The sequence below is a fragment of the Actinoplanes sp. NPDC019969 genome, from assembly GCF_055562375.1.
In genome coordinates, this window is sequence record NZ_JBVHFK010000002.1 from 370,910 (window position 1) to 395,349 (window position 24,440).

General features: G+C 75.1%; 5 protein-coding genes. All 5 read right to left on the bottom strand.

The features are described 5' to 3' along the window. Window positions 1-109: 109 nt before the first annotated feature. Window positions 110-1,378 carry an MFS transporter gene (locus ACZ3II_RS08300; RefSeq protein ID WP_465516927.1) on the bottom strand — a complete coding sequence of 423 codons (1,269 nt, stop codon included), beginning with the start codon at window positions 1,376-1,378 and terminating at the stop codon, window positions 110-112. Between the two features lie 77 nt (window positions 1,379-1,455). Next, on the bottom strand, window positions 1,456-2,757 hold the full coding sequence (locus ACZ3II_RS08305) for a serine hydrolase domain-containing protein (protein WP_465516928.1): 1,302 nt from the start codon (window positions 2,755-2,757) through the stop codon (window positions 1,456-1,458). Beyond that, the gene (locus ACZ3II_RS08310; protein ID WP_465516929.1) at window positions 2,750-14,998 is read right to left on the bottom strand and encodes an amino acid adenylation domain-containing protein; all 12,249 of its coding nucleotides are present in this window, start codon (window positions 14,996-14,998) and stop codon (window positions 2,750-2,752) included. Before ACZ3II_RS08310 ends, ACZ3II_RS08305 begins: the two co-directional genes overlap by 8 nt. Continuing rightward, window positions 14,985-22,850, bottom strand: a complete 7,866-nt coding sequence (locus tag ACZ3II_RS08315; protein WP_465516930.1) for an amino acid adenylation domain-containing protein — start codon at window positions 22,848-22,850, stop codon at window positions 14,985-14,987. The genes ACZ3II_RS08310 and ACZ3II_RS08315 overlap by 14 nt, the downstream gene beginning before the upstream one ends. Window positions 22,851-22,900: 50 nt before the next feature. After that, window positions 22,901-24,430 (bottom strand): glycosyltransferase family 39 protein, encoded by a 1,530-nt coding sequence (locus tag ACZ3II_RS08320; RefSeq protein ID WP_465516931.1) that lies wholly within the window; start codon window positions 24,428-24,430, stop codon window positions 22,901-22,903. Window positions 24,431-24,440 lie beyond the last annotated feature (10 nt).

The window sequence follows — 24,440 nt, forward strand, 5'->3', positions numbered from 1 at the left end:
CATTTCGTGGATTCAGCTTCGGTTCTCGGCTCCCGCGGAACCAGTTGTTTGACTCAGGAGTGAAAGTGGGCCCCTGTCCGGGCCGGCGAATGTGGACATCCGCAGCGATTCATGCTGCGTCGAAATGCCGCAGGCCGGGGCTGACCGTCGCGAACACGGCCACCACCGCCAGCGCCGCGGAGCACCACCAGAGGGCGCCCGCCCCGCCGGCCACGGTCAGCAGGACACCGGCGGCCGCGGGACCGAGCACGCCCGCCCCGCCGGAACAGAAGCCGGCGACGCTGCTGAGCCGGCCCCGCAGCGCGTCCGGCGTGATCGTCATCTGGTAGGTCAGGACCGTCGTGTTCGCGGCCGGGGCCAGCACCGTCGTCAGGCCCAGCAGCACGCCGAGCCAGATGCCGGGCGGCGCCACGGCCATCAGCGCGGTGGTGACGACGGCCAGCCAGCTGAACCCGAGGATGCTAGCCCGCGGCGGCAGCGCCGCCTGCAGCCGCGGCGCCAGCACCGCGCCGATCAGGCCGCCCGCGCCCAGGCAGGTCATCATCAGGCCGACCAGTCCGGGGTCGATCGACTCCTGCTCGGCACGGCCCAGGATGATCATGACGAGGGCGCCGAAGATCAGGTTGCTGAACATGATCCAGAGCAGCGTCTCGCGCAGCACCCGGTGACCGAACACCCAGCGCAACCCGGCGCCCGCGTCCGAGCGCCACGACGACGGCTCGAAGTCCGCCTCCGCCTCGTCGCCCTCCGGCACGCCCGGCGACCGCGGCAGCCGCAGGAACACCAGCGCCACCGTGCTGATCAGGAGCATGCCGGCGCTGGCCAGGAACGGCACGTTCGGGCCCAGCTGGAACAGCACACCGGCCAGTGCCGGCCCGAGCAGCCCGGCCAGGAACGGCCGGGCCGTGTTGCGGGAGATCGCCGTGGACAGTTGCGACGCGGGGACGACCTGCGGCAGCGCCGACTGCTCGGCCGGATCGAACACCGTGCTGAGCAGGGCGTCCACCACCATCACGGCGATCACGTGCCAGATCGAGAACCAGCCGGTCACCAGCGCGGCCACCAGGCTGAGCATCCCCAGCACCCGGCCGGCCTGGCAGAACAGCATGAGCTTGCGCCGATCCCAGCGGTCGGCGAGCACCCCGGCCGGCAGCACCGCCAGCATCCCGGCCGCCGCGGCCAGCGAGGCGGCCAGGCCCATCTGCAGCGGATCGCCGGCCCGGGCCAGGATCAGCAGCGGGAACGCCACCGCCACGATCTCCAGGGTGGTCTCCGACAGCAGCTGGCCGGACCAGAGGATGTGATAGCCGCGGTTGCGCGACAGCGGGACCTCGGCCTGGTCCGGCCGGGTCGCTTCGGTCAGAGGTGAAGTCGTCACGGGTGATCGCCCCTCGATGAGTCGGGAGGGGGCCGGGCGCTCGTCGCGCCCGGCCCCGGGATGAAGTCCTGCCGCCGTCAGAGGCGCTGCGAGAGCCGGCCGGAGATCTGCAGCCAGCGCGTACCGTCGTCCGGGGCGGCGACCGGCAGGAACCGTCCGGCGTACGACCAGCCGCCCGGCCCCTCCACCACGAAGCGCCCGTCGGCCTGCAGCCGCATCGGGGCCGGATCGGTGCCACCCAGCCGGATGCCGAGGTGGCCGACGTCGTCCGCCTCCACGACCAGGTCCGCGTCGCCGTTGCGGTACCGGCCGGCCCACGCGTGGCCGCCGGCCACCTCGGGCCCCGGATCCCGCAGGCCGGACACCGGATGGTCGGCAACCGGGATCCCGGCCGCCCGCAGCCGGTCCACCAGGGCCGTCCACAGGGCCGGGCCGGTGTTCGCGTTGGTGGTCAGGCACACGATCGTCGACGTGGCCGGATCGAACCGCAGATGACAGGACGTGCCGTCGCCGGTGCCGTCGTGGCCGTACCAGACCGGTTCGCCGGGCGCGCCGTAACAGGCCCAGCCCAGCGACCAGCCGTCGGCCAGGCCGAACGGCGCGACAATGGCCGGGTCCAGCACCTCGTCCAGCATGGACCGGGTGGTCTCCGGATCGAGCGGATGGCCGCGCCCGTCCCCCGCCGCCACGAACTGCCGGGCGAACGCCGACAGGTCGGCGGCGGACAGGGCCAGGGCGCCGGCCGGCTCCTCGATGATCGGCAGGTCCTGATCGGTGACCACCCGTACCCGGGTGGTCCCGGCCTCGACCGCGTGCCCGCGGACCACCCCGGCGCCCGCCGTCACGTAGGCGGACCGGATCCCCAGCGGCTCGGTCAGCATCGTCTCCAGCGCCTCCGCCCAGGGCATCCCGGTGAGCCGCTCGACCAGATGCCCGACCAGCAGGTAGCCGGCGTTGGAGTAGGAGAACCCCCAGCCGCCGGGGAAGACCAGGTCGTCCTCGCGGCAGTGCCGGCTCACCCAGCGGTCCCGGCGATCGTCGTCGTCGTCCACGTTGGCCGGCAACCCGGCGGTGTGGGTCAGCAGCCGCCGCAGGGTGAGCCCGCGGGCCGTGCCGGGCACGTGCCCGGCGATCGGATCGTCCAGATCGATCTCGCCGTCGGCCACCAGCAGCATCGCCAGGGCCGCGGTGAACGGCTTGGTGAGCGAGCCGAGCGGGAACGGCGAGTCCGGGCCGACCGGCGTGCCGTCGGCCACGTTCGCCGTGCCGACGGCCGCCGCGTGCCGGCGCCCGCCGTGCTCGACCACCAGTTGCGCGCCGGGCACCCGGAACCGCGCGGTCAGTTCGGCCAGCAGACCGGCCGGATCGAGGTCAGCCACGACGCTCACCCGCCGCCCGGCCGATCTCGCGCAGCGCCGCGGCGTGCTCGCCGGCCAGCCGGGCCACCGTGGCCCGGTCGTGCACATCGGTGCAGAAGTACCAGGTCAGCCGCAGCGCGCCGGCGACCACCACGCCCACCACGTCGATCAGGTGCTCCGGCCGTTCCGCCGGATCCTGCTCGGCCCCCAGCGGCTCCGGGAAGCCCAGGTAGAGCGACCCCGGATCCGGATCGGCGCCGGGACTGTCGAGACCGTGGAAGTTGAACGACAGCTCCGGGGACGGCCGGCCGGCCAGCCCGCCGCCGTCCGGCGTCAGGTAGCGCAGGGCCCCGTACGACAGGCCGTTGTCCGGCACCGACCGCACCTGCCGCCGGACCGCGCGGATCTGCTCCGCCCAGCCACCGCCGACCGCCTCGAAAGCCACCGGATAGGTGCTGGTGAACCAGCCGACCGTCCGGGACAGGTCGACGCCGTCCAGCACGTCCTCCCGGCCGTGCCCCTCGACGTCCAGCACCACCGAACCGGTGCCCTGCCAGGTGGCCAGGGTCCGGGTGAGGGCGGCGAGCAGCACGTCGTGGGCCCGGGTCCGGAACACCCCGGGAGCGGTCCGCAGCAGCAGGGTGGTCTCCGCCGGGTCCAGGTCCACCGACACGCTGTCCAGCGCGCCGACGGTGGCCGGGCCGTCGTGATCGACGGGCATCGGCTCCGGCGCCGGCATGTTCCGCCAGTACTCGCGCCTGTCGTCGAACCCGCCCTCGGCCGCGTGCCGGCTCAGGCCGAGCGCCCAGTCCTGGATCGACGAGGTGCGCGGGCTCAACCGGACCGGCTCGCCCGCCGCCGCCTGGGCGTACCCCGTCTCCAGATCCTCCAGCAGGATCCGCCACGAGACGGCGTCGACGACCAGGTGGTGCGCGGTGAGGAACAGGACCGACGGCTCCGGGCCGGCCGCGGTGAACAGCAGCGCCCGCATCAGCGGACCGGTGGCCAGCTCGAACCGGGCGTCGGCGGCGGCCGCCAGCTCCCGCATCCGGTCCCGGCGGACGTCCGCCGGTTCCGCGGTCAGGTCGTGCACCTCCAGCAGGCCGGCGGGCGCCGGCGCCGCGATGGTCTGCCGCCAGCCGTCGCCGTCCCGGACGAACCGGGACCGCAGCCCGTCGTGGTGTTCCGTCAGGGCGTTCAGCGCGGCCCGCAACGCGTCCTCGGCGACGCCGGCCGGCACCCGTACCGTCATCGACTGGGTGAAGTGCCCCGGCCGGAGACGTCCCGCGCCGAAGAACTCCTGCTGCACGGGGGTCAGCGGGACGTCGCCGGTGACCGGCCCGTCCGCCGGCCCGGCGGTGGCCTCCACCGCCGTCACCACCTCGGCGAGCTGGTTCACCGTGGGCGCCAGCAGCAGGTCACGGACCGAGACGGCCAGGCCGTCCTGCCGGATCCGGTGCACCAGCTGCAGGCTCAGGATCGAGTCGCCGCCCAGGTCGAAGAAGTTGTCGGCGCCGCCGACCCGCTCCACCCCGAGCACCTGCGCCCAGAGCCCGGCCAGGCGCTCCGCCATCGCGTTCGCCGGCGGTTCCCCGCCACCGGTCGCCGGTGCGTCCGGCGGCTCGGGCAGGCTGCGGCGATCCACCTTGCCGCTGCTGGTCCGGGGGAACTCGGCCAGCCAGACGAACGCCGACGGCATCAGGTGCGCCGGCAGCGACCGGCCGAGATGACCGCGCAGCTCGGCGGCGTCCGGCCGGGCCGGGCCCGCGCCGACGAGGTACGCCACCAGGCGGGCGGCGCCGGCGCCGGTCCGGCGGACCGCCACCGTGGCCGCCTCGACCGCCGGATGCCCGGCCAATGTCGCCTCGATCTCGGCCGGCTCGATCCGGAAGCCGCGCAGCTTGATCTGGTCGTCGGCGCGGCCGAGGAAGTCCAGCCGCCCGTCCGGCCGGCGGCGCACCACGTCACCGGTGCGGTACATCCGCGACCCGGCCGGGCCGAACGGATCGGCCAGGAACCGGTCCGCGGTCAGCCCGGGCCGGCCCAGGTAGCCCCGCGCCAGCTGCGCGCCGGCGATGTACAGCTCGCCCGCCACGCCGTCCGGGACCGGCCGCAGGTAACGGTCCAGCACGTACCCGCTGGTCCCGCGCACCGGGCGGCCGATCGTCGGCCGGTCCCCGGCCACCTCCTGCCAGAGCACGTCGACAGCGCACTCGGTCGGGCCGTAACAGTTGACAGCGGTGGTGGCGGGCGCGGCGGCCAGGGTGTGCCACAGGTCCGCGCCGATCGCCTCGCCGGCCAGCGTCAGCAACGCCGGAACGTGCCCGCCCGGCTCCAGCAGACCGGCCGCGATCAGCTGGGCGGCGTACGTCGGCGGCAGGTCCAGATGGTCGATCCGGTGCTGCCGTACGTAGCCGACCAGCGCCTCCGGGTCCCGGCGGGTCAGCTCGTCCACCACGTGCAGCTCGTGACCCAGCGCCAGCAGCGCCAGGCCGACCAGCGAGCTGTCGAAGGTGAACGGGCCGCTGAGCGCCGTCCGGACCCGGTCGTGCCCGGCCCGGCTCAGCAGCGGCTGGAACAGGTCGTCGCCGTGCCCGCTGACCAGGGCGGCCAGGGCGCGGTGCTCCACCATGACGCCCTTCGGCAGCCCGGTGGACCCGGACGTGTACAGCACGTACGCCGGGGAGTCCGGCCGCAGCGGCGACCGCCGGTCGATGTCCCGCGGCACGTGCGCCGGCCGGCTCGCGACCGTCGCGGCGACCTCCGGATCGGTGAGCCGGAGAACCGTGACACCCGCCGGGACACCCTCCGGCCCGGCGCCTGCCGGGGCCAGGAGGAGACGTACGCCGGCGTCGCCGAGCTGGAACGCCGTACGCTCCGCCGGCTCCTCCGGGTCGATCGGCAGGTAGGCCGCCCCGGCGGCGAGAACCGCGAGCACGGCGACGACGGTGCCGCCGTGCCGGGCGCCCACGACACCGACCACGTCCTCCGGGCCGACGCCCGCCGCGATCAGGTGGTGGGCCAGCCGGTTGACCCGCTCCCCCAGCTCGGCCCGGGTGAGCGAGCCGTCCGGGCCGGTCAGCGCCGGCCGGGCCGGGCCGTCGGCGGCCGAGCCGGCGAGGAGCTCCGGCAGCGTCGGGACGTCCGCCGTCGTGGCGGCCGGGCGGGCCCGCTCCGCGACCCCGAGGTCGAGCAGCCGGCCCGGGCCCTCGCTGATCGCCCGCAGCAGCAGCTCCAGCGCGTCACCGATCCGGGCCGCGGTCGCCGCGTCGAACAGCGCCGTGGCGTACCCCACCGCCACCCGCAGGCGCCCGTCACCGTCCACGAAGTCGAAGCTCAGGTCGTGGCTGACCGAGTCGGGCAGCACGACGACGTCCTCGACGTCCAGGCCGGGCCACCGGGGCCCGCCGCCGGACGCCTCCTGCTCCAGGCCGACCACCACGTCCACCACCGCGTTACGGCTCGGGTCGCGGACCGGCCGCAGCTCCTCGACCAGGCGGTCGAACGGCACGTCGGCGTGCTCGAAGGCGTCCAGCACGGTGCCGCGGACCTGGGTCAGGAAGTCGGCGAAGGTCTCCCGTTCGTCCACCGTGGACCGCAGCACCACGGTGTTGACGAAGAGACCGGCCACGTCCTCCCATTCGCGGCGGTCACGCCCGGAGACCGGGGTGCCGATCACCACGTCGCCGGTCGCGCACAGCCGGGACAGCAGCAGCTGAGCCGCCGCGGCCAGGACCATGAACAGGGTGGCGTCGTGCCGCCGCGCAACCGACCGCAGACCGGCCGACACCTCGGCCGGGATCTCCACCAGGTGCATGGCGCCCGCCGCGTCCCGGACCGCGCCGCGCGGCCGGTCCACCGGCAGGTTCAGCGGCTCGATCCCGGCCAGGCGGGTGCGCCAGAAGTCCAGGTGGGCGTCCATCTCGGCGGTGCCGAGCCGGCCGCGCTGAGTGGCCGCGTAGTCGGTGTAGCAGGCCTCGGCGGTTCCGAGAGCGGTCCCGTCGTAGGCGGCCGCGAGCTGCCGCACGATCAGGCCCATCGACCAGCCGTCCGTCGCGATGTGGTGGATGACCAGCTGGAACAGGTGCACGTCGGGCGCCGTACGGATCAGCTGCGCCCGCCACACCGGGCCGCGCCGCAGATCGAACGGCCGCGACGCCGCGTCGGCGAGCAGACCCGCCACCTCACCGGCGGCCGGCTCCACCAGCTCCAGCGCGATCGCCCCGGCCGGATGGACGACCGGCCGGGCCTCGCCGTCGACGACCTCGATCGTGCTGCGCAGCGTCTCGTTGCGGGCCACCACGGCGGCCAGCGCCGCCCGCAGCGCCGGCACCGAGAGCCCGCCGGTCAGCCGCAGCGTGGTGACCACGTGGTACTCGCTGCTCTCCGGGTCGACCTCGGCGTGGAAGAAGAGACGCTGCTGCGCCGAGGAGAGCTGGGGCGGGCCGCCCCGGACGATCGGCTGCTCCGCACGGGCCGCCGCCTGGACGACGGCGGCCAGCCCGGCGACGGTCGGCGTGTCGAACAACTGGCGCGGCGAGACGGCCACCCCGAGAGCGGTCCGCAGGCGCGCGATGACCTGGATGCTGGACAGCGAGTCGCCGCCCAGCTCGAAGAAGCCGTCGGTGGCGCCGACCCGCCGGACCCCGAGGACCTCGGCGAAGACGTCGGCCACGGTCCGTTCGGCCGGGGTGCCCGGCGCGACGTGGTCCCGGCCGGTGTCCGGCGCCGCGTCCGGAACCGGCAGCCGGCCCCGGTCGAGGGTGCCGGCCGGCCCGGTGGGCAGCTCGTCCAGCGTCAGGATCGTGGTGGGCACGGCAGCCGGCGGCAGCCGCAGCGCCAGCGCGGCACGCAGCCGCTCCGGATCCGGCCGGGCGCCCGGCTCCGGCACGACGTAACCGGCCAGCCGGGCCGGGCCGGCCCCGTCGGACCAGGTCCGCGCGGCCGCCGCGTAGATACCGGGCTGCGCGGCCAGGGCCGCCTCCACCTCGCCCAGCTCGACCCGGAAGCCCCGGATCTTGACCTGGTCGTCGACCCGGCCGAGGCATTCCAGGAGGCCGTCGGCCCGCCGCCGGACCAGGTCGCCGGTGCGGTACATGCGGGCGCCCGGCGCCGGGTCGTACGGGTCGGCGACGAAGCGCTGAGCGGTCAGATCGGGCCGGTTAAGGTAGCCGCGGGACACGCCGTCACCGCCGATGTAGCACTCCCCGACCGCGCCGATCGGTACCGGCCGCAGTTCGGCGTCCAGCACGTAGATCCGGGTGTTGGCCAGGGTGCGGCCGATCGGCACGGTCGGGCCGTCACCGGCCGTTCCGTCACCGGCCGTGTCGTCTCCGCCGAGCGCGAAGGCGGTGGAGTCGACGGTGGTCTCGGTGGACCCGTACGCGTTCGCCAGCAGGGTGTGCGCGGGCAGCCCGCGCCGGGTCGCCAGCGCTGCCTCGGACCGCCACGCCTCCGAACCGACCAGCACGACCCGGAGGTCGTCGGCGGTACGGCCACGCCACGCCAGCTCGTCGGTGACCGCCCGGGCCAGGGTAGGCACGGTGACCATCAGCTGGGCACGGCTGTCCAGCAGCAGCCCGGCCACCGCCACCGGGTCGCCCATCGCCTCGTCCGGGCAGATCACCATCTCGCCGCCGAACAGCACCGACATCACGAAGTCGGCGAAGAACAGGTCGACCGAGAGGCTGGACACGGCCAGCACCCGGGGCGCCAGCTCGGTGAGCCCGTACCGGTGGTCCCAGGCCCGGGCCATGTGCACGATGTGCCGGTGCTCGACCATCACACCCTTGGGCCGGCCGGTCGTGCCGGAGGTGTAGGCGACGTAGGCCAGGCCGGCCGGGTCGACCGCCCGGAACGGCGGCGCCTGGACCCGGTCGCCGGTGTCCCCGGCGTCCAGCAGCACCAGCGCGGCGCCGGACCGCTCGACCAGCGCGGCGGTCGCCGTCTCGGCGATCACCGCCCGGGGCGCGGCGTCGGCCAGCATCTGGTCGATCCGCTCGCCGGGGTACCGCGGGTCCAGGGCCACGAACGCGGCGCCGGTCTTGAGCACGGCCAGGAGCGCCACGACCGCGCCGGCGCCCCGCCGGACGCAGACACCGACCAGGTCACCGGGACCGGCGCCGTCGCCGGCGAGGCGGCGGGCCAGCCGGCCGGACAGCTCGTCCAGCTCGGCGAAGGTCAGCTCGGTCGTGCCCGCCCGGACGGCGGGCGCGTGCGGGGCGCGGGTCACCTGCTCGGCGAACAGGTCGCAGACGCTGCGCCGGTCGGCCCGCACCGCGGTGTCGTTCCAGCCGTCGAGCAGCAGGTCCAGCTCCCCGGCCGGCAGCATCGGCAGCCGGCCCACGGTGATCTCCGGGGTCGCGGCCATGCCCTCGAGCAGCGTGACCAGGTGCGTGCCGAGACGGCGTACCGTGGCGTCGTCGAACAGCGCGGGGTCGTAGCCGAGCGCCATCAGCAGGTCGTCGCCCGCGTGCACGGTGAGGGTCAGGGCGTAGTTGGTGTGCTCGTCGCCCTGGTACGCGCCGACCCGGACGCCGGCCGCGGCGGCCGACGCCGCGTCCACCGGGTAGTTCTCGAACACCACGATGCTGTCGAACAGCGACGTGGTGGCGGGCGCCGCGCTCCACCGGCGGATCTCGCCGAGCGACACGTACTCGAACGGCCGGCCGTCGAGCTGCGCGTCCTGCACCGAACGCAGCCAGGACCACAGGTCGGCGCGTGGCTCGGCGGCCACCCGCACCGGCACCGTGTTGATGAACAGGCCGATCATGTCCTGGGCGCCGGGCAGGTCGGCCGGACGGCCCGAGACGGTCGCGCCGAAGCACACGTCCGAGCGGCCGGCGTGCCGGGCCAGCAGCAGCGCCCAGGCGCCCTGCACCAGGGTGTTGACGGTGAGGCGGGCGGCGCGGGCGGCGGCGTACAGGGTCTCGGCACGCACGCCGGGCAGCGCGACCCGCACCTCGCGGGAGGACCGGCTGGTGTGTGCGCCGGCCGGGGCCCGGTCGTACGGCAGCGGGGTCGGCTCGGTGTGCCCCTCCAGCACCTGCCGCCAGTGCTTCTCGGCGGCGGCCGGGTCCTGACGGCCGGTCCACGCCACGTACTGCCGGTACGGGCGCCGCCCGGCCGGTGGTTCCGCGGCGCCGGTGCTCAGCGCCGTGTAGTGGCGCAGCACGTCGGTGAGCACGCCGGAGAAACTCCACCCGTCGATCACCAGGTGATGGATGGACCAGAACAGGTGCACCGAGTCGCCGGTCAGCCGGACGATCTCCAGGCGCAGCAGCGGCGCCGCGTCCAGGTCGACGGTGACCTCGGGACGAGCGGCCCACCGGGCGGCGACCAGGCTCTCCCGCTCGGCCTCCGGGCGGTCGCGCAGGTCCAGGTGGCGCACCGGCAGGACGGCCTCACGGCGGACCAGCTGCAGCGGCTTCGGGACGTCCTGCCAGCGGATCTCGGTACGCAGCACCGGGGTGTCACGGACCACCCGCCGCCACGCCTCGGCGAGCGCCTCCGGGTCGGTCACACCGTTCAGGCGTACGCCGAAATGCCCGGTGTAGGGGTCCCGCCCGGTCTCGGACAGGGTGTGGAAGAGCATCCCGGCCTGGGCCGGGGTGAGCGGGTAGAGATCCTCCACCGCCCGGCCGTCGCCGGCGATCCGGTCCAGGGTGGACTGGTCGAGCCCGGCCAGCGGGAAGTCCGACGGGGTGCACCCGCCGGCCTCCGGCGACGCGCAGTGCGCGACGATCTCGCCGAGCGCCTCGACGAAACGGGCGGCGAGGCGGCGTACGGTCGCGGCCCGGTGCTTCCGCATCGAGTACTCGAAGCGGAACTCCATCTCCCGGCCGCTCACCTGCCCGTTGATCTCCAGCAGGTGCGGGCGCCGCTGATCGTGCGCCCGCGGCTCGGAGGCGGCCGGCCGCAGCTTGCGGATCAGGCCGGTGCCGGCGCTCAGGCCGTCCATCTGGCCCAGATAGTTGAAGCTGACCTCCGGCTCGTCACCGGCCAGTTCGGACCGTCCGGCGAGGTAGCGCAGGGCGCCGTAGCCCTGGCCGCCGGGCACCGCCCGCAGCCGCTCCTTGACCGTCTTCAGCCAGTCACCCCAGTCGCCGGTGCCCGGGTCGGGCAGCACCACCGGGTAGACGGTGGTGAACCAGCCCACCGTGCCCGACGGGTCGGCGTCCTCCGGCGCCTCGGCCCGGCCGTGCCCTTCGAGGGTGACCGCCGCCGTGGGGCCGCCGGTCCACTCGACGAGGGTCCGGGCCAGCGCCGCCAGCAGCACGTCGGCGATCTGGGTCCGGTAGACCCGGGGCACCGCCCGCAGCAGGGCGTCGGTCTCCCGCGCGCCGACCCGGACGGTGACCGCCGCGGAGGTGCCGGTGAGGTTGCGCCCGGTGCCGTCGACCGGGAGGGCCGGCGACGCGGCGAGCTCGGCCCGGACCGTACGCCACGCCTCCAGCTCGTCGTCGTAGCCACCGGCCAGGGTGTGCTCGGTCAGCCGGGTCGCCCAGTCGCGATAGGACGGCGCCGGCGTCAGCACGCCCGGTGACCGGTACGCGGTCTCCAGGTCGGCCAGCAGCAGCCGCCACGACACCGCGTCCACGGCGAGGTGGTGGACGACCAGGTAGAGCCGGTCGGGACGGTTCGGGCCGAGGCGGAACAGGCGGGCCCGGACCAGCGGGCCACCGTCGGTGTCGAAGTGGTTCTGCGCCTCGGCGATCTCGTCCCGGATCGCGGTGTCCTGCTCCGCGGAGCCGAACAGGGTGAGGTCGACGGTCCGCAGCAGCCGCCCGGTCTCCGCCGCGACCGTGTGCAGGCGCCAGGTCCCGGACCCGTCCCGGCGGGTCCGCAGCCGTAGCGCGTCGTGCCGGGCCACCACCTCGGTCAGGGCCCGCTCGACCGCGGCCGGGTCGCTGCCCGGCTCCAGGTCGGCCAGCACGGACTGGTGAAACCGGTCGAGGCTGGCCCGGTGGGTGTCGAAGAACCAGTGCTGGATCGGGGTGAGCGGCACCTCGCCCGGCCCGGTCACCACGACGGCGGACACCGGCTCGGTGTCGCCGATCTCGGCGGCCAGGTCGGCGATCGTCTGGTGCAGGAAGGTCTGCTTCGCGGTGACCCGCAGGCCGGCCTGCTGCGCGCGGGCCACCACCTGCAGGCTGAGGATGGAGTCGCCGCCCAGGTCGAAGAAGTTCTCCTCGACGCCGACCCGGGGCACCCCGAGCAGTTCGGCCCAGATGCCGGCCAGGACGCGCTCGGTGTCGGTGCGCGGCGCGGTCTGATCGGCCCGTTCGGCGGCCGGCGCCGGGTCGGGCAGCGCCGCCCGGTCCACCTTGCCGTTGGTGTTGAGCGGCAGCCGCTCCAGCACGACCAGCGCCGACGGGACCATGTGCTCGGGCAGCCGGTCACGGACGAAGGCGCGCAGCGCGGCCAGGTCCGACCAGCCGGCCTCGGCCGGGACGAGATAGCCGGCGAGCCGCCGGGTGCCGCGGTCGTCCTGCTTCACCGCGACGGCGGCCGCGGCGACGGCCGGGTGGGCCCGCAGCACCGCCTCGATCTCCCCCGGCTCGATCCGGAACCCGCGCAGTTTGATCTGGTCGTCGGTACGCCCCCGGTAGTCCAGGTTGCCGTCGCTGAGCCAGCGGACCCGGTCGCCGGTGCGGTACATCCGGGCTCCGGCCGGGCCGAACGGGTCGGCCACGAAACGCTGGGCGGTCAGGTCCGCACGGCCCCGGTAGCCCTGGGCGAGAGCCGGGCCGGCCAGGTAGAGCTCGCCGACCACCCCGGCCGGAACCGGGCGCAGGCGGGAGTCCAGGACATAGCAGCGGACCCCGGCCATCGGGCGGCCGATCGGCACCACCAGGTCCGGGCGGGCCGGGTCGAGCGGGTCGCTCATGCTCGCGCACACGGTGGCCTCGGTCGGCCCGTACGCGTTGATCAGGCGGCGTCCGGCGGCCCAGACCCGTACCGTCTCGGCCGGGCAGGCCTCGCCGGCCACCACGATCGTCACGTCCGGCGCCACCATCTCCGGCGTGAGCACGGTCAGCGCGCTGGGCGGCAGCGTGACATGGGTGATCCCGAACCGCTGGAGGGTGTCGGCGAGCGGCTGGCCGGGCAGCATGTCCTCGCGGCCGGCGGTGACCAGGGCGCCGCCCCGGAACAGCGCCATGCCGATCTCCGAGAAGGCGGCGTCGAAACCGGTGGCGGCGAACTGCAGGACCCGCGACCCCGGTCCGGTGCCGAAGTGCCGCGACTGCGCGTCCACCAGGCCGTGCACGCCCTTGTGGGTGACCACCACGCCCTTGGGCTGCCCGGTCGAGCCGGAGGTGTAGATGACGTACGCCGGATCCGCGGTCCGGATCGGGTGGAGCAGCTCGTCCGCGGTGAGCCGGCCCTCGGGGAGGCCGGCCAGCTCGGCCCGGGTCTCCGCCGCGCCGAGGTCGAGGAAGACCGTCCCGGCCGGCGTCAGCGGGGCCGCGTCCGCCGTGCCGACCACGGCGACCGGGGCCGCGTCGGCGAGCATGAAGCGCCGCCGCTCGGCCGGCTGGGCCGGGTCGAGCGGCAGGTAGGCGGCTCCGGTCTTCAGCACGGCCAGGATCGTCCGCACGTAGTCCGGGCCGCGGGGCAGCATCACCGCCACCAGCGTGCCCCGGCCCGCGCCGCGCCGGTGCAGCAGCCGGGCCAGCAGATCGGTCTCGGCGTCGAGGGCGCGGTAGGTCAGGGCGCCGTCGGCCCAGATCAGGGCGGGCGCCTCCGGGTGGGTGGCGACCGCGTCGGCGAACAGGCCGGGCGCGGTCCGGGCCGGCGCGCCCGGGCCGGGGTCGGACCAGGCGGTGTGGATCAGATCGCGCTCGGCGGCGCCGATCGCGGGCAGGCCGGCGGCCGGGCCGGCGGCCGGGCCGGCGGCGCCGGGCAGCGCGGCCAGCAGCGCCTGCAGACCGGCGACGAGACGACCGGCGGTGTCCGCCGTGAAGATCGCGTCCTGGTACGTCAACCGCCCGTGCAGCAGCCCGTCCCGCTCGGTGAAGTCGAACGCCAGGTCCATGCTGGACACCACGGCGGGCGGGGCGATCTCCTCGATCGCCAGCCCGGCGACCGGCCGGACCGGGTCGCTCCCGTGCAGGTTGACGATCACGTCGACCAGCGGCGACCGGCTGGTGTCGCGCTGCCAGCCGGTGGCGTCCACCACCTGCTGGAACGGCGCGTCCTGATGGGTGAACGCGTCCAGCACGGTGTCCCGGACCCGGCTCACCAGCTGCGGGAACGGCAGGTCCTCGTCGATCCGGGTGCGCAGCACGACGGTGTTGACGAAGAATCCGACCAGCCGCTCCAGCTCCGCCCGGCCCCGGCCGGAGACCGCGGTGCCGACCGCGACGTCGGTCTGCCCGGTCCACCGCGACAGCAGCAGCTGCACCGCGGCGACCAGGACGGTGAACGGGGTGGTGCCGGCGGCCCGGCCGATCCGGCGCAGTTCGGCGGTCAGGTCGGCGGGCACGGTGAACTCGAGGGCCCCGCCGGTCCCGGACCGGATCCGGGGACGGTCCCGGTCCAGCGGCAGCGGCATCGGCTCCCATCCGGCGAGACGGTCGGCCCAGTAGCCGATGTGGTCGGCGCCGGCCGCGGGGTCGATGACGTCCAGGTACTGCAGGGGCGCCGCCGGCGGCACGGGCGAGCCGTCTCGTTCGGCCGCGTACAGGTCGAGCAGGTCCTCGGTGAGCACCCGCATCGACCAGCCGTCGGTGGCGATGTGGTGCATGGCGAGCACCAGGACGTGCTCGTCCGCGGCGAGGGTGAACAGCCGGGCCCGGAACACCGGGCCGTGCCGCAGGTCGAACGGCTGCCGCAGCTCCGCGGCCAGCTCGGCGGTCAGGTCGGCGCCCGGTCCGGTGAGGTCGCGGACGACCAGCGGCACGGCGGCCTCCGGGTGGACCCGCTGGGCGCCGGACCCGTCGCCCGGCTCGTACGTGGTCCGCAGCGACTCGTGCCGGGCCACCAGGCGGTTCAGCGCGCGCCGCAGCGGGCCGATCGCGAGCGGGCCGGTCAGCCGCAGGATCCGGGCGGTGTTGTACTCGACGCCGTCCGGGTCGACCTCGTGCATGTACCAGAGTCGTTGCTGTGCCGCCGACAGGGCGGCCGGTTCGTCCCGGGAGACCACCGGCCGGGCCGGTGCGGCGACCGGGGTGTCCTGCCCGCCGAGCCGGCCGGCCAGGGCCGCTCGCAGGTGCGCCGGCAGCGCCGCGATACGTCGTTCCCGCTCAGTGGTGCTCACGTGCGCCTCCCACGGCCTCTCGCTCCAGCTGTTCCAAGATCCGGTCCTGTACCAGGTCGGCCAGGCCGGCGATGCTCGGTGCGTCGAACAGGTCACGCGGCGTCAGCTCGACGCCGAACGCCTGGTCGACCCGGGAGATCAGGCGCAGCCCGATCAGCGAGTCGCCACCGAGATCGAAGAAGTTGTCGTGCATCCCGATCCGCCCGGCCGGCAGCACCTGCGACCAGATGCCGAGGAGGGCCTCCTCGGTCGGGTTCTCCGGGCCGCGGTCGTCCAGGACCGGCCCGGCCGCCACCGGTGCGGCGATCACGGCGTGCGGCCGGATCTCGCCGGCCAGCGCGCCCACGGTCCCGGCCCAGCCGGCGGCCACCGCCTCGAACAGCGACCGCAGTTCGGCGGCGAGCCCGCTCACGGTGGCCGCGTCGAACGCCCGGGCGTCGTAGTAGAGCCGGACGGTCAGCCGGTCCCCGGCGTAGACCACCGCGGTCAGCGGGTAGTTCGTCGCCGTCCGGGCGGTGATGCCGCGCAGCGCCAGCCCGTGCCGGTCGGTGAGCCGGCCGTCGACCGGGTAGTTCTCGAACACCACCAGGCTGTCGAAGGCCGGGCCGCCGGCGATCCGGAGCCGGGCCAGCGACACGTACTCGTACCGCCGGTCCTCGGCCTGCCGCTGCTGCAGGTCGCGCAGCCAGTCCCCGACGTCGGCGCCGGGATCCAGCGCCACCCGGACCGGAACCGTGTTGATCAGCAGACCGACCATGTCGGACACGCCGTCGAGGTCGATCGCCCGGCCCGAGGTGGTGGCGCCGAAGCAGACGTCGGCGCCGCCGCCGCGCCGGGCCAGCAGGGCCGCCCAGACGCCCTGGACCAGCGTGTTCAACGTGACGCGGGCGCTGCGGGCGGCAGCGGTGAGCCGCCGTGACACGTCCTCGCTCAGCTCGACGGCGAGGTCGGCGGTGGTGCCGTTGCCGGGGCCGCGGCGCGGCGGCCGGTCGTACGGCAGCGGTGTCGGCGCGGTGAGCCCCGCCAGCACCCCGTGCCAGTGGCGTTCGGCCGCGTCCTGGTCCTGCCGGCCGAGCCAGGCGAGGAAGTCGGTGTACGGCCGCGGCGCCGGCGGCAGCTCCGTGCCGGCGTAGTCGGCGAGCACATCGGACAACACCCGCATCGCGCTCCAGCCGTCGAGCAGCAGGTGGTGGAAGGTCCAGAAGAGCCGGACCCGGTCGCCCGCCAGCCGGGCCACCGCCACCCGCATCAGTGGGGCCGTGGTGAGGTCGAGACCGCGGTCCCGGTCGGCGGCCAGCCACTGGTCGGTGCCCTCGGCCACGCCCGCGTCGTCCCGGTCGCGCCAGTCGATCCGGGTCAGCGGCAGTTCGGCCGCCGGGCGTACCACCTGCTGGGGTTCCGGCAGGCCGTGCCACTGCACCGAGGTGCGCAGCACCGGATGCCGTTCGACCGCCGCCTGCCAGGCCTGTTCGAGGCGGGCCGGATCGTCCACCCCGTCCAGGTCGAACGCCAGCTGCTCCAGGTAGAGGCTGCCGGCCGGGTCGGCCAGGCTGTGCAGCAGCAGGCCGCTCTGCATCGGGCTGAGCGGGTGCGCGGTCCCGGCGCCGGTGACCGGGGTGGCGCATTCCCGGGCCAGTTCGAGCAGGCCGTGGTTGAAGGCGCGGGCCAGCACGGCGACGGTCCGCTCGTGGTAGCGCTGCCCGGGGTACGACCAGGTGAACTCGAGCGAGCCGTCGCGCAGCACGCCCACCACGTCGAGGGTGTGCATGCGCGGGGCGCCCGGGTCACGGTGCAGGTCCAGCTCGGGGGTGGTGGTGTAGAGGTCCTCGGCGGCCATCCCGTCGAACCGGCCGAGGTAGTTGAAGGACACCGCCGGGCCGGGCCGGCGGGTCAGGGCGGAGGCGCCGGCCAGGTAGCGCAGCGCGCCGTACCCGATGCCGGTGCCCGGAACCGCCCGGGTCCGCTCGGCGACCGCGGCGAGCCGTTCCCGCCAGCCGTCGCCCGGTGCGGCCAGCGCCAGCGGGTAGTAGGTGGTGAACCATCCGACGGTCCGGCTGAGATCGACGTCGTCGAAGTGGTCCTCCCGGCCGTGCCCCTCGACCGCGACGACCGTCTCGGGCCGGCCGGTCCATTCGGCCAGCGCCGCGCCGAGCGCGGTCAGGAGCACGTCGTTGATCTCCACCTGACCGGCGGCCGGCACGGCCCGCAGCAGGGTACGGGTCGTCGCCGGGTCGAGCGCGGTACGGATCCGGCGTTCCCCGGCGACCAGGTCGTCGCCGGGCCGGTCGGCCGGGCGCAGCTCGTGGCCGCGGTCCAGGGTCCCGGTCCAGTGGGTGATCTCGCTGTCGAACTCCCCGGCCCGGGCGCGGCCGTCGAGCAGCCGCGCCCAGGCGGCCATCCCGGTGGTCCGCGGGCCGAGATCGACCGGCGAGCCTTCGAGCGCCTGCCGGTACCCGGTGGCCAGGTCCTCGAGCAGCACCCGCCACGACACGCCGTCGACGACCAGGTGGTGCGCGACGAGGACCAGCCGGGCGGTGTCCGAGCCGTCGCGGATCAGCAGCGCCCGCAGCAGCGGTCCGGTGCGGAAGTCCATCGGCTGCCGTACCGCCGCCTCCGCAGCGGGCACGGCGTCCGGGTCGTCCACCGTCCGGAGCACCGGCGCGGCGTCCCCGGCGTGGGCCTGCTGCGCCCACGTCCCGTTCTCGGCACCGAACCGGGAGCGCAGCGGCTCGTGCCGGTCCAGCAGCGCGCCGAGCGCCGTCTCGAGCGCGGCGCTGTCGGCGCCGGCGCGCAGGCCGACGGTGAGCACCTGGTGGAAGGTCTCCGGCGCGCCGTGGTCGTCGATCAGGAAGCGCTGGATCGGGGTGAGCGGCGCCGGCGCGAGGTCGGGCCCGGCGGGCGCCACCGGGCCGGTGCCGGTCCGGACGTTCGGCGCCAGCGCGGCGATGCTCTGCCAGCGGAACAGGTCCTGCAGGGTCACGATCAGCCCGGCCCGGCGCGCCTTCGCCACCACCTGCAGGCAGAGGATCGAGTCGGCGCCCAGCTCGAAGAAGTTGTCGTGCACGCCGACCCGCTGGAGCCCGAGCACACCGGCGACGATGCCGGCGAGCTGTGTCTCCAGCTCGGTGCGCGGGGCCACCTCGGCGACCGGCGCGGCCGGCCGGTCGGGGCGGTCGGCGAGCGCCCGGCGGTCGATCTTGCCGTTCCGGGTGAGCGGGAGCTCGTCGAGGATCAGCGTCGAGGACGGGACCATGTACTCCGGCAGGACCGCGGCGGCCGCGGCGGTGAGCCGGTCCGGGTCCGGGGCGGCGCCGGGCTCCCCGGCGACGTAGGCGACCAGCTGCCGCCCGCCCGCCGCGGTGGGCCGGGCGATGACCGCCACCTGGGCCACTCCCGGCTGCCGGGCCAGCACGGTCTCGATCTCGCCGAGTTCGATCCGGAAGCCGCGCACCTTCACCTGGTGGTCGGAGCGGCCCAGGTAGGTCAGCTCGCCACCGGGCAGCCGGCGCACCATGTCGCCGGTGCGGTACATCCGGTCGCCGGGCCCGCCGAACGGGTCGGCGACGAACCGCTCGGCGGTCAGGTCGGGCCGGTTCAGGTAGCCGCGGGCCAGGCCGGTCCCGGCCAGGTACAGCTCACCGGCGACGCCGGGCGGCACCGGCTGCAGCCTGGCGTCGAGCACGTATCCGCTGGTGTTCGCGACCGGGCGGCCGATGTCCGGCAGCCCCGTACCGGCCGGGTCGACGTCGCCCGCCGTGCCGACCACCGTGGTCTCGGTCGGCCCGTAGTTGTTGACCAGCCGGAACGACGACCCGAGGACGGGACGCCGGCGCAGCGCGTCGCCGCCGGTGAGCAGCACCCGCAGGCCCGCGCCGGCCAGGCCGGGCTCGTCGAGGACGACCTCGGCCAGCGGGGTCGGCAGGAAGCAGATCGTGGTGCCGGTGGCGCCCAGCCAGCGCACCAGCGCGGCCGGGTTGCCGAGCTCGTCCGGGCCGGGCAGGTCCAGCCGGGCGCCGCTGACCAGGTACGGCCAGATCTCCCAGACGGTGGCGTCGAAGCCCAGGCCGGCGACCGAGGTGGCCCGGTCCCGGGCGGTGACGCCGAACGCCTCGATGTGCCAGCCGCACAGGTCGCTGAGGCTGCGATGGGAGATCATCACGCCCTTGGGCCGGCCGGTGGAGCCGGAGGTGTAGATGATGTACGCGAGGTTCTCCGGGCTGACCGGCGCGTCCGGGGCGCTGACCGGCTGCAGCGCCAGCTCGTCCCGGACCCGGTCCAGGTCCACGACGGTGACGCCGTCGAACGACTGCGCCGTGGCGCCGGTGGTGATCACCAGCGGGGCCCGGGTGTCGGCGACGATCCAGCGCAGCCGCTCGGCGGGCAGGTCCGGCGGGACCGGCACGTACGCTCCCCCGGCCTTGAGCACCGCCAGCATGGCGACCGGCAGCTCGGCGTCGCGGGGCAGGCACACCACCACCGGCACGTCCGGGCCGGCGCCGTGCCGGCGCAGCAGGTGCGCGAGACGGTTGGCGTCCTCGTCCAGCCGCGCGTAGGTGAGCTCACTGCCGGCGGCGGTCACCGCCACTGCTTGGGGGGTACGCCGTGCGTGCCCCGCCACCAGCAGGTGCGCCGGTACGTCGGTGCGATATCCGGCCGCTGCCGGGGCCGCCACCAGCGCGGCTCGTTCCGCCGCGGCGAGCAGCGGCAGTTCGGCCACCGCCCGGTCCGGTCCGGCGGCGACGGCCTCGAGGAGGTTGCGCAGGTGCTCGCCGAGCCGGGCGACGGTCTCCGGCGTGAACAGCCCGGTCCGGTACTCGATCATGACGTCGAGGGCGCCGGCCCGCTCGGTGAACTCGACGGTCAGGTCGGTGACCGCGCCGGTGCGGGGCAGCGGGTACGGCTCGACCGCGACGGTGTCCAGGTCCATCCGGCCCTCGGGCGCGTTCTGCAGCACCACCAGCGTCTGGACCAGGGGGGTGCGGCCGGGTTCGCGCGGCGCGCCCAGTTCGTCGACGACCCGCTCGAACGGGACGTCGCCGTGGGCGAAGGCGGCCAGCACGGTGTCGCGTACCTCGTCGAGGAAGGCGCCGAAGGAGGCGCCGCCGTCCACGGTGGACCGCAGCACCACGGTGTTGATGAACGGGCCGACGAGCTGCTCGAACTCGGCCCGGTCGCGGCCCGCCACGATCGTCCCGACGGCCACGTCGCTCTGCCCGGAGTACCGGCTGAGCAGGACCTGGGTGGCCCCGGCGAGCACCATGAACAGGGTGGCGCGGTGGTCGCGGCCGACCGCGCGGAGCCCGGCGAGCAGGCCGGACCCGATCGCGAAGCGGAACGCGCCGCCGGCGGGGTGGCCGGCCGGCAGCTGCGGCCGGTCGGCGGGCAGTTCCAGCGGGGTGAGCCCGGTCAGGTTCTCCCGCCAGTACGCGAGCTGCCCGGTCAGCTCCTCGCCCGCCACCCTGGCGTGCTGCCAGGCCGCGTAGTCGGCGTACTCGATCGCGGTGGCCGGCAGCTCCGGCCGGGCGCCGGCGAGGGCCGCCCGGTACCGGACCCCGATCTCCTCCGCGATCAGGGCGGCCGACCAGCCGTCGGTGGCGATGTGGTGCACACCGAGCACGAGCAGGTGGTCCCGGTCGCTCAGCCGGATCAGCAGGGCCCGCAGCAGCGGCCCGTCCACCAGGTCGAACGGCAGGCCGGCCTCGGCGCGCAAGGCCTCGGACAGCCGCTGGTCGCGGTCGTCGCGCGGCAGCCCGGCCAGGTCGAGCACGGTGAGCGGGCCGTACGCCGGGAGGACGGACGCGACCGGATGCCCGGCGGCCGGGTCGATCGACAGGCGCAGCGTCTCGTGCCGTTCCACCAGGCCGTGCAGCGCGGTCCGCAGCGACGCGACGTCCAGCGGGCCGCGCAGCCGGTAGCCGTGGTGCACGTGGTAGGCGGCGGAGCCCGGGTCCAGCTCGTGCAGGAACCAGAACCGCTGCTGGGCCGGGGACAGCACGAGAGGGCGGCCGGGTTCGCCGCGGACCGGGCCGGGGCCCGTCGCGCGGTCGGTGGGCGCGCTGCCGAGCCGGGCGGCCAGGTCCCGGATCCGCGGCGCCTGGAAGATCACCCGGGAGTCGACGTCGACGCCGAACGCGTCCCGCAGCCGGGAGGCGACCCGGACGGCCGACACCGAGTCGCCGCCGAGCTCGAAGAAGTCGTCGGTGACGCCGACCTCGGCCAGGCCGAGGACCTCGCACCAGACCCCGACCAGGGTGTGTTCGGCGTCGTCCGCGGCGGCGACAGCGGTCCGGTCGACGATGTCGGCGCGGGTCGGCACGGGCAGCGCCCGGCGGTCCAGCTTGCCGTTGGTGGTCAGCGGGAACCGGCCGAGCACCGGGAACGCCGCCGGGATCATGTAGGCCGGCAGCCGCCGGGCCAGCAGGGCCCGCAACGCGGCGGGCGGCGGCGTCGCCACCCCGGGCCGGGCCGGTACGAGGTACGCCACGATCCGCCGGTCACCCGGCTCGTCCTCGCGCACCACGACAGCGACCTGCCCGATGGTGGGCTCGTCCCGCAGCGCCTCCCGGATCTCGCCGAGCTCGATCCGGAATCCGCGGACCTTGACCTGGTCGTCGCTGCGGCCCAGGTACGCCAGGGCGACGCCGTCGTCGAGCACCTGAACCAGGTCGCCGGAACGGTACATGCGCTCGCCGGGCACGCCGTACGGGCACGCCACGAACCGTGCGGCGGTCAGGTCCGGCCGGTTGGCGTAGTTGCGGGCCAGGCCGGGCCCGCTGACGTACAGCTCGCCGCTGCCGCCGGCCGGGACCGGCCGCAGCTCGTCGTCGAGCACGTGGAAGACCAGGTCGTCGATGGCGACCCCGATCAGGCTGCCGCTCGCGCCGGCCACCGTCGGCCGGTCCAGCGCCAGGAACGACGAGTGCACCGTGGTCTCGGTGATGCCGTACATGTTGATCAGCACCGGGGCGTCGTCGGCGTGCCTGTCGTACCAGTCGGCGAGCCGCCCGAAGTCGAGCGCCTCACCGGCGAACACGCAGTACCGCAGCCGCAGCGCCGCGGACGACTGCGGGTCGGCCCGGTCCGCCTCGTTGAGCTGGTAGAACGCGGACGGCGTCTGGCTCAGCACGGTGACCCGCTCGGTGGCGAGCAGCCGCAGGAACGCGTCCGGCGCCCGGGTCACGGCCTGCGGGACGACGACCAGCCGGCCGCCGTGCAGCAGCGCGCCCCAGAGCTCGAACACCGAGACGTCGAAGGCGAACGAGTGGAACAGCGAGAACACGTCGTCGGCGTCGAAGCCGAAGTGCTTCTCCGTCGCCGAGAACAGCCGCGCCACGCTGCGGTGCGAGACCACGACGCCCTTCGGCCGGCCGGTCGATCCGGAGGTGTAGATGACGTAGGCGGGGTGGTCGGGGTGCCGGCGGGCCGGCGGGGCCGGCTCCGCCGGCGCCGCGGGCAGGTCCTCCAGACGCATCCAGGGCGCGTCGACGGCGCCCAGCCCCATCCGCTCGGACAGCTCCCCGGTGGTCAGCGCGACCACCGGGGCGGCGTCCCCGAGGATGTGGGCGACCCGGTCCTGCGGGTACTCCGGGTCGATCGGCACGTACCCGGCGCCGGTGCGCAGCACCGCCAGGATCGCGACGACCATGTCCTCGCCGCGCGGCAGCACCAGCGCCACGAAGCGTTCCGGGGCCGCGCCCCGGGCGGCGAGCACAGCGGCCAGCCGCTCGGCGCGGGCGTCCAGTTCGGCGTAGGTGAGCGCGCGTCCCTCGCAGACCACGGCGACGGCGTCCGGTGTGACCGCCGCGTGGACCGCGAACAGTTGGTCGAGGCAGAGATCCTGGCTATCGGTCATCGGTTTTCCCCCGTCATCGGTCTGATCGGTGCGCTACGGCCGGACGGCCGTCACAGGTACGCGTTGAGGTGCCGGTACGCCGGCCACAGTTGCGGCCAGGACTGCCGGAGGCCGGTGCAGACCGTGACCACCCGGCCCTGCTCGGGGTTCTCGACCCGCAGCCCGTTGTCGAGGCGGGCCGCTTCCCGGCAGCTGGTGAAATCGGAGGTGAGACGTACCGGGTCGATCCCGACCGCCACGACCGTGGTGGCCGAGGCCGGCGGCGGCCCGTACGCGTGCAGTTCGTTGTGTCCGCTGTAGATCGCCGGCAGGCCCTCGCCCAACGCGTCCAGCGCGCCGGCCTGGCCGAAGTTCTCGGTCAGCAGGATCGCGCCGTCCCGCTGCTCCGCCGGCAGGCTCCGGTAGACGGCGGAGACCTGCTCGACGGTGGCCGGCCAGCCGACCGACTCCAGGGCCATGCTGTTGATGGCGAACTGGTGCAGCGCGCTCTGCGGGATCACCGGCAGGGCCAGCAGTCCCTGCAGCGCGGCGAACAGGGTCAGGCCGGCGACCACGAACGTGGTCCGCAGCCGGGGCCGGCGCCGGGACATCCAGCGGTCGGCCCGGACCGTGCCGGCCACGAACAACCCGACCAGGAAGGCCGCCGTGTAGTCCGGCCGCCCGCCGTCGATCGCCACTGCCGCCGCGGTGGCCAGCAGGTAGGCGACGCCCAGGCCGCGCAGCGCTCGCCAGGACGGATCGCGCAGCACGCCGATCAGGCCGACGATCGCCAGGACGGTGAGCGCGGGACCGAGGACGAAGAACAGGTTCTGCAGGAACATCGCCCGCCCGATGTCACCGTCGGTCGCGCCCAGGCCCTCCGCCATCCGCAGCTGCGGCAGGTCGTTGGCCAGCTGGTAGATCAGGTTCGGCGCGCCGATCACCAGGGCGGTCAGACCGCCCAGGTAGAGCCACTTCTGCCGGAAGTGGTGCCGCGGCCCGGCGATCAGCATGCCCACCAGCAGGGTGAGCGGCAGCAGCAGGACGATGTACTTGGCGTACAGGCCGAGACCGATCGCCGCGCCGGCCGCCACCCACCAGCGGCCGTCGTCGCGCAGCAGGGCCCGGGTCAGGAACAGCAGCACCACGCAGCTGGTCACGGTGTCGACGCTGCTGGTCAGCATCCAGTGGCCGAAGGTCAGCACCAGCATCGAGGTGGCCGTGCCCAGGGAGGTGATCAGCTGGGCCCGGCGGCTCGCGCCCAGCTCGACCGCGATCAGGTTGGTGAGGACCACGATCGCGCCGGCACACAGGATCGCCGGGACCCGGATGCCCCACAGCGTGTCGCCGAAGATCGACGCGGCCAGGTCCACCAGGGCCGGCAGGGCCGGCGGCTGGTCGACGTATCCCCAGTCCAGCCCTCGTTCTCCGAGCAGCCGGAAGTACAGTTCGTCGGCGTGGTAGCCGTACTTGCCGGCGAAGACGGCGAGCAGCGCCATCACGCCCGCGGCGACCACGCTCACCATCCGCCAGTCGCATCGGGCCCGGGGCGCCGGCACCGCCGCGATGCGGGGGGCGACCCTCTCGTCCAGGGCTGTCATGACGTTGCCT

Coding starts and splice junctions, on each gene's coding strand:
- ACZ3II_RS08315 (WP_465516930.1), bottom strand. CDS start 22,850: ATGACCGATAGCCAGGATCTCTGCCTCGACCAACTGTTCGCGGTCCAC.
- ACZ3II_RS08320 (WP_465516931.1), bottom strand. CDS start 24,430: ATGACAGCCCTGGACGAGAGGGTCGCCCCCCGCATCGCGGCGGTGCCG.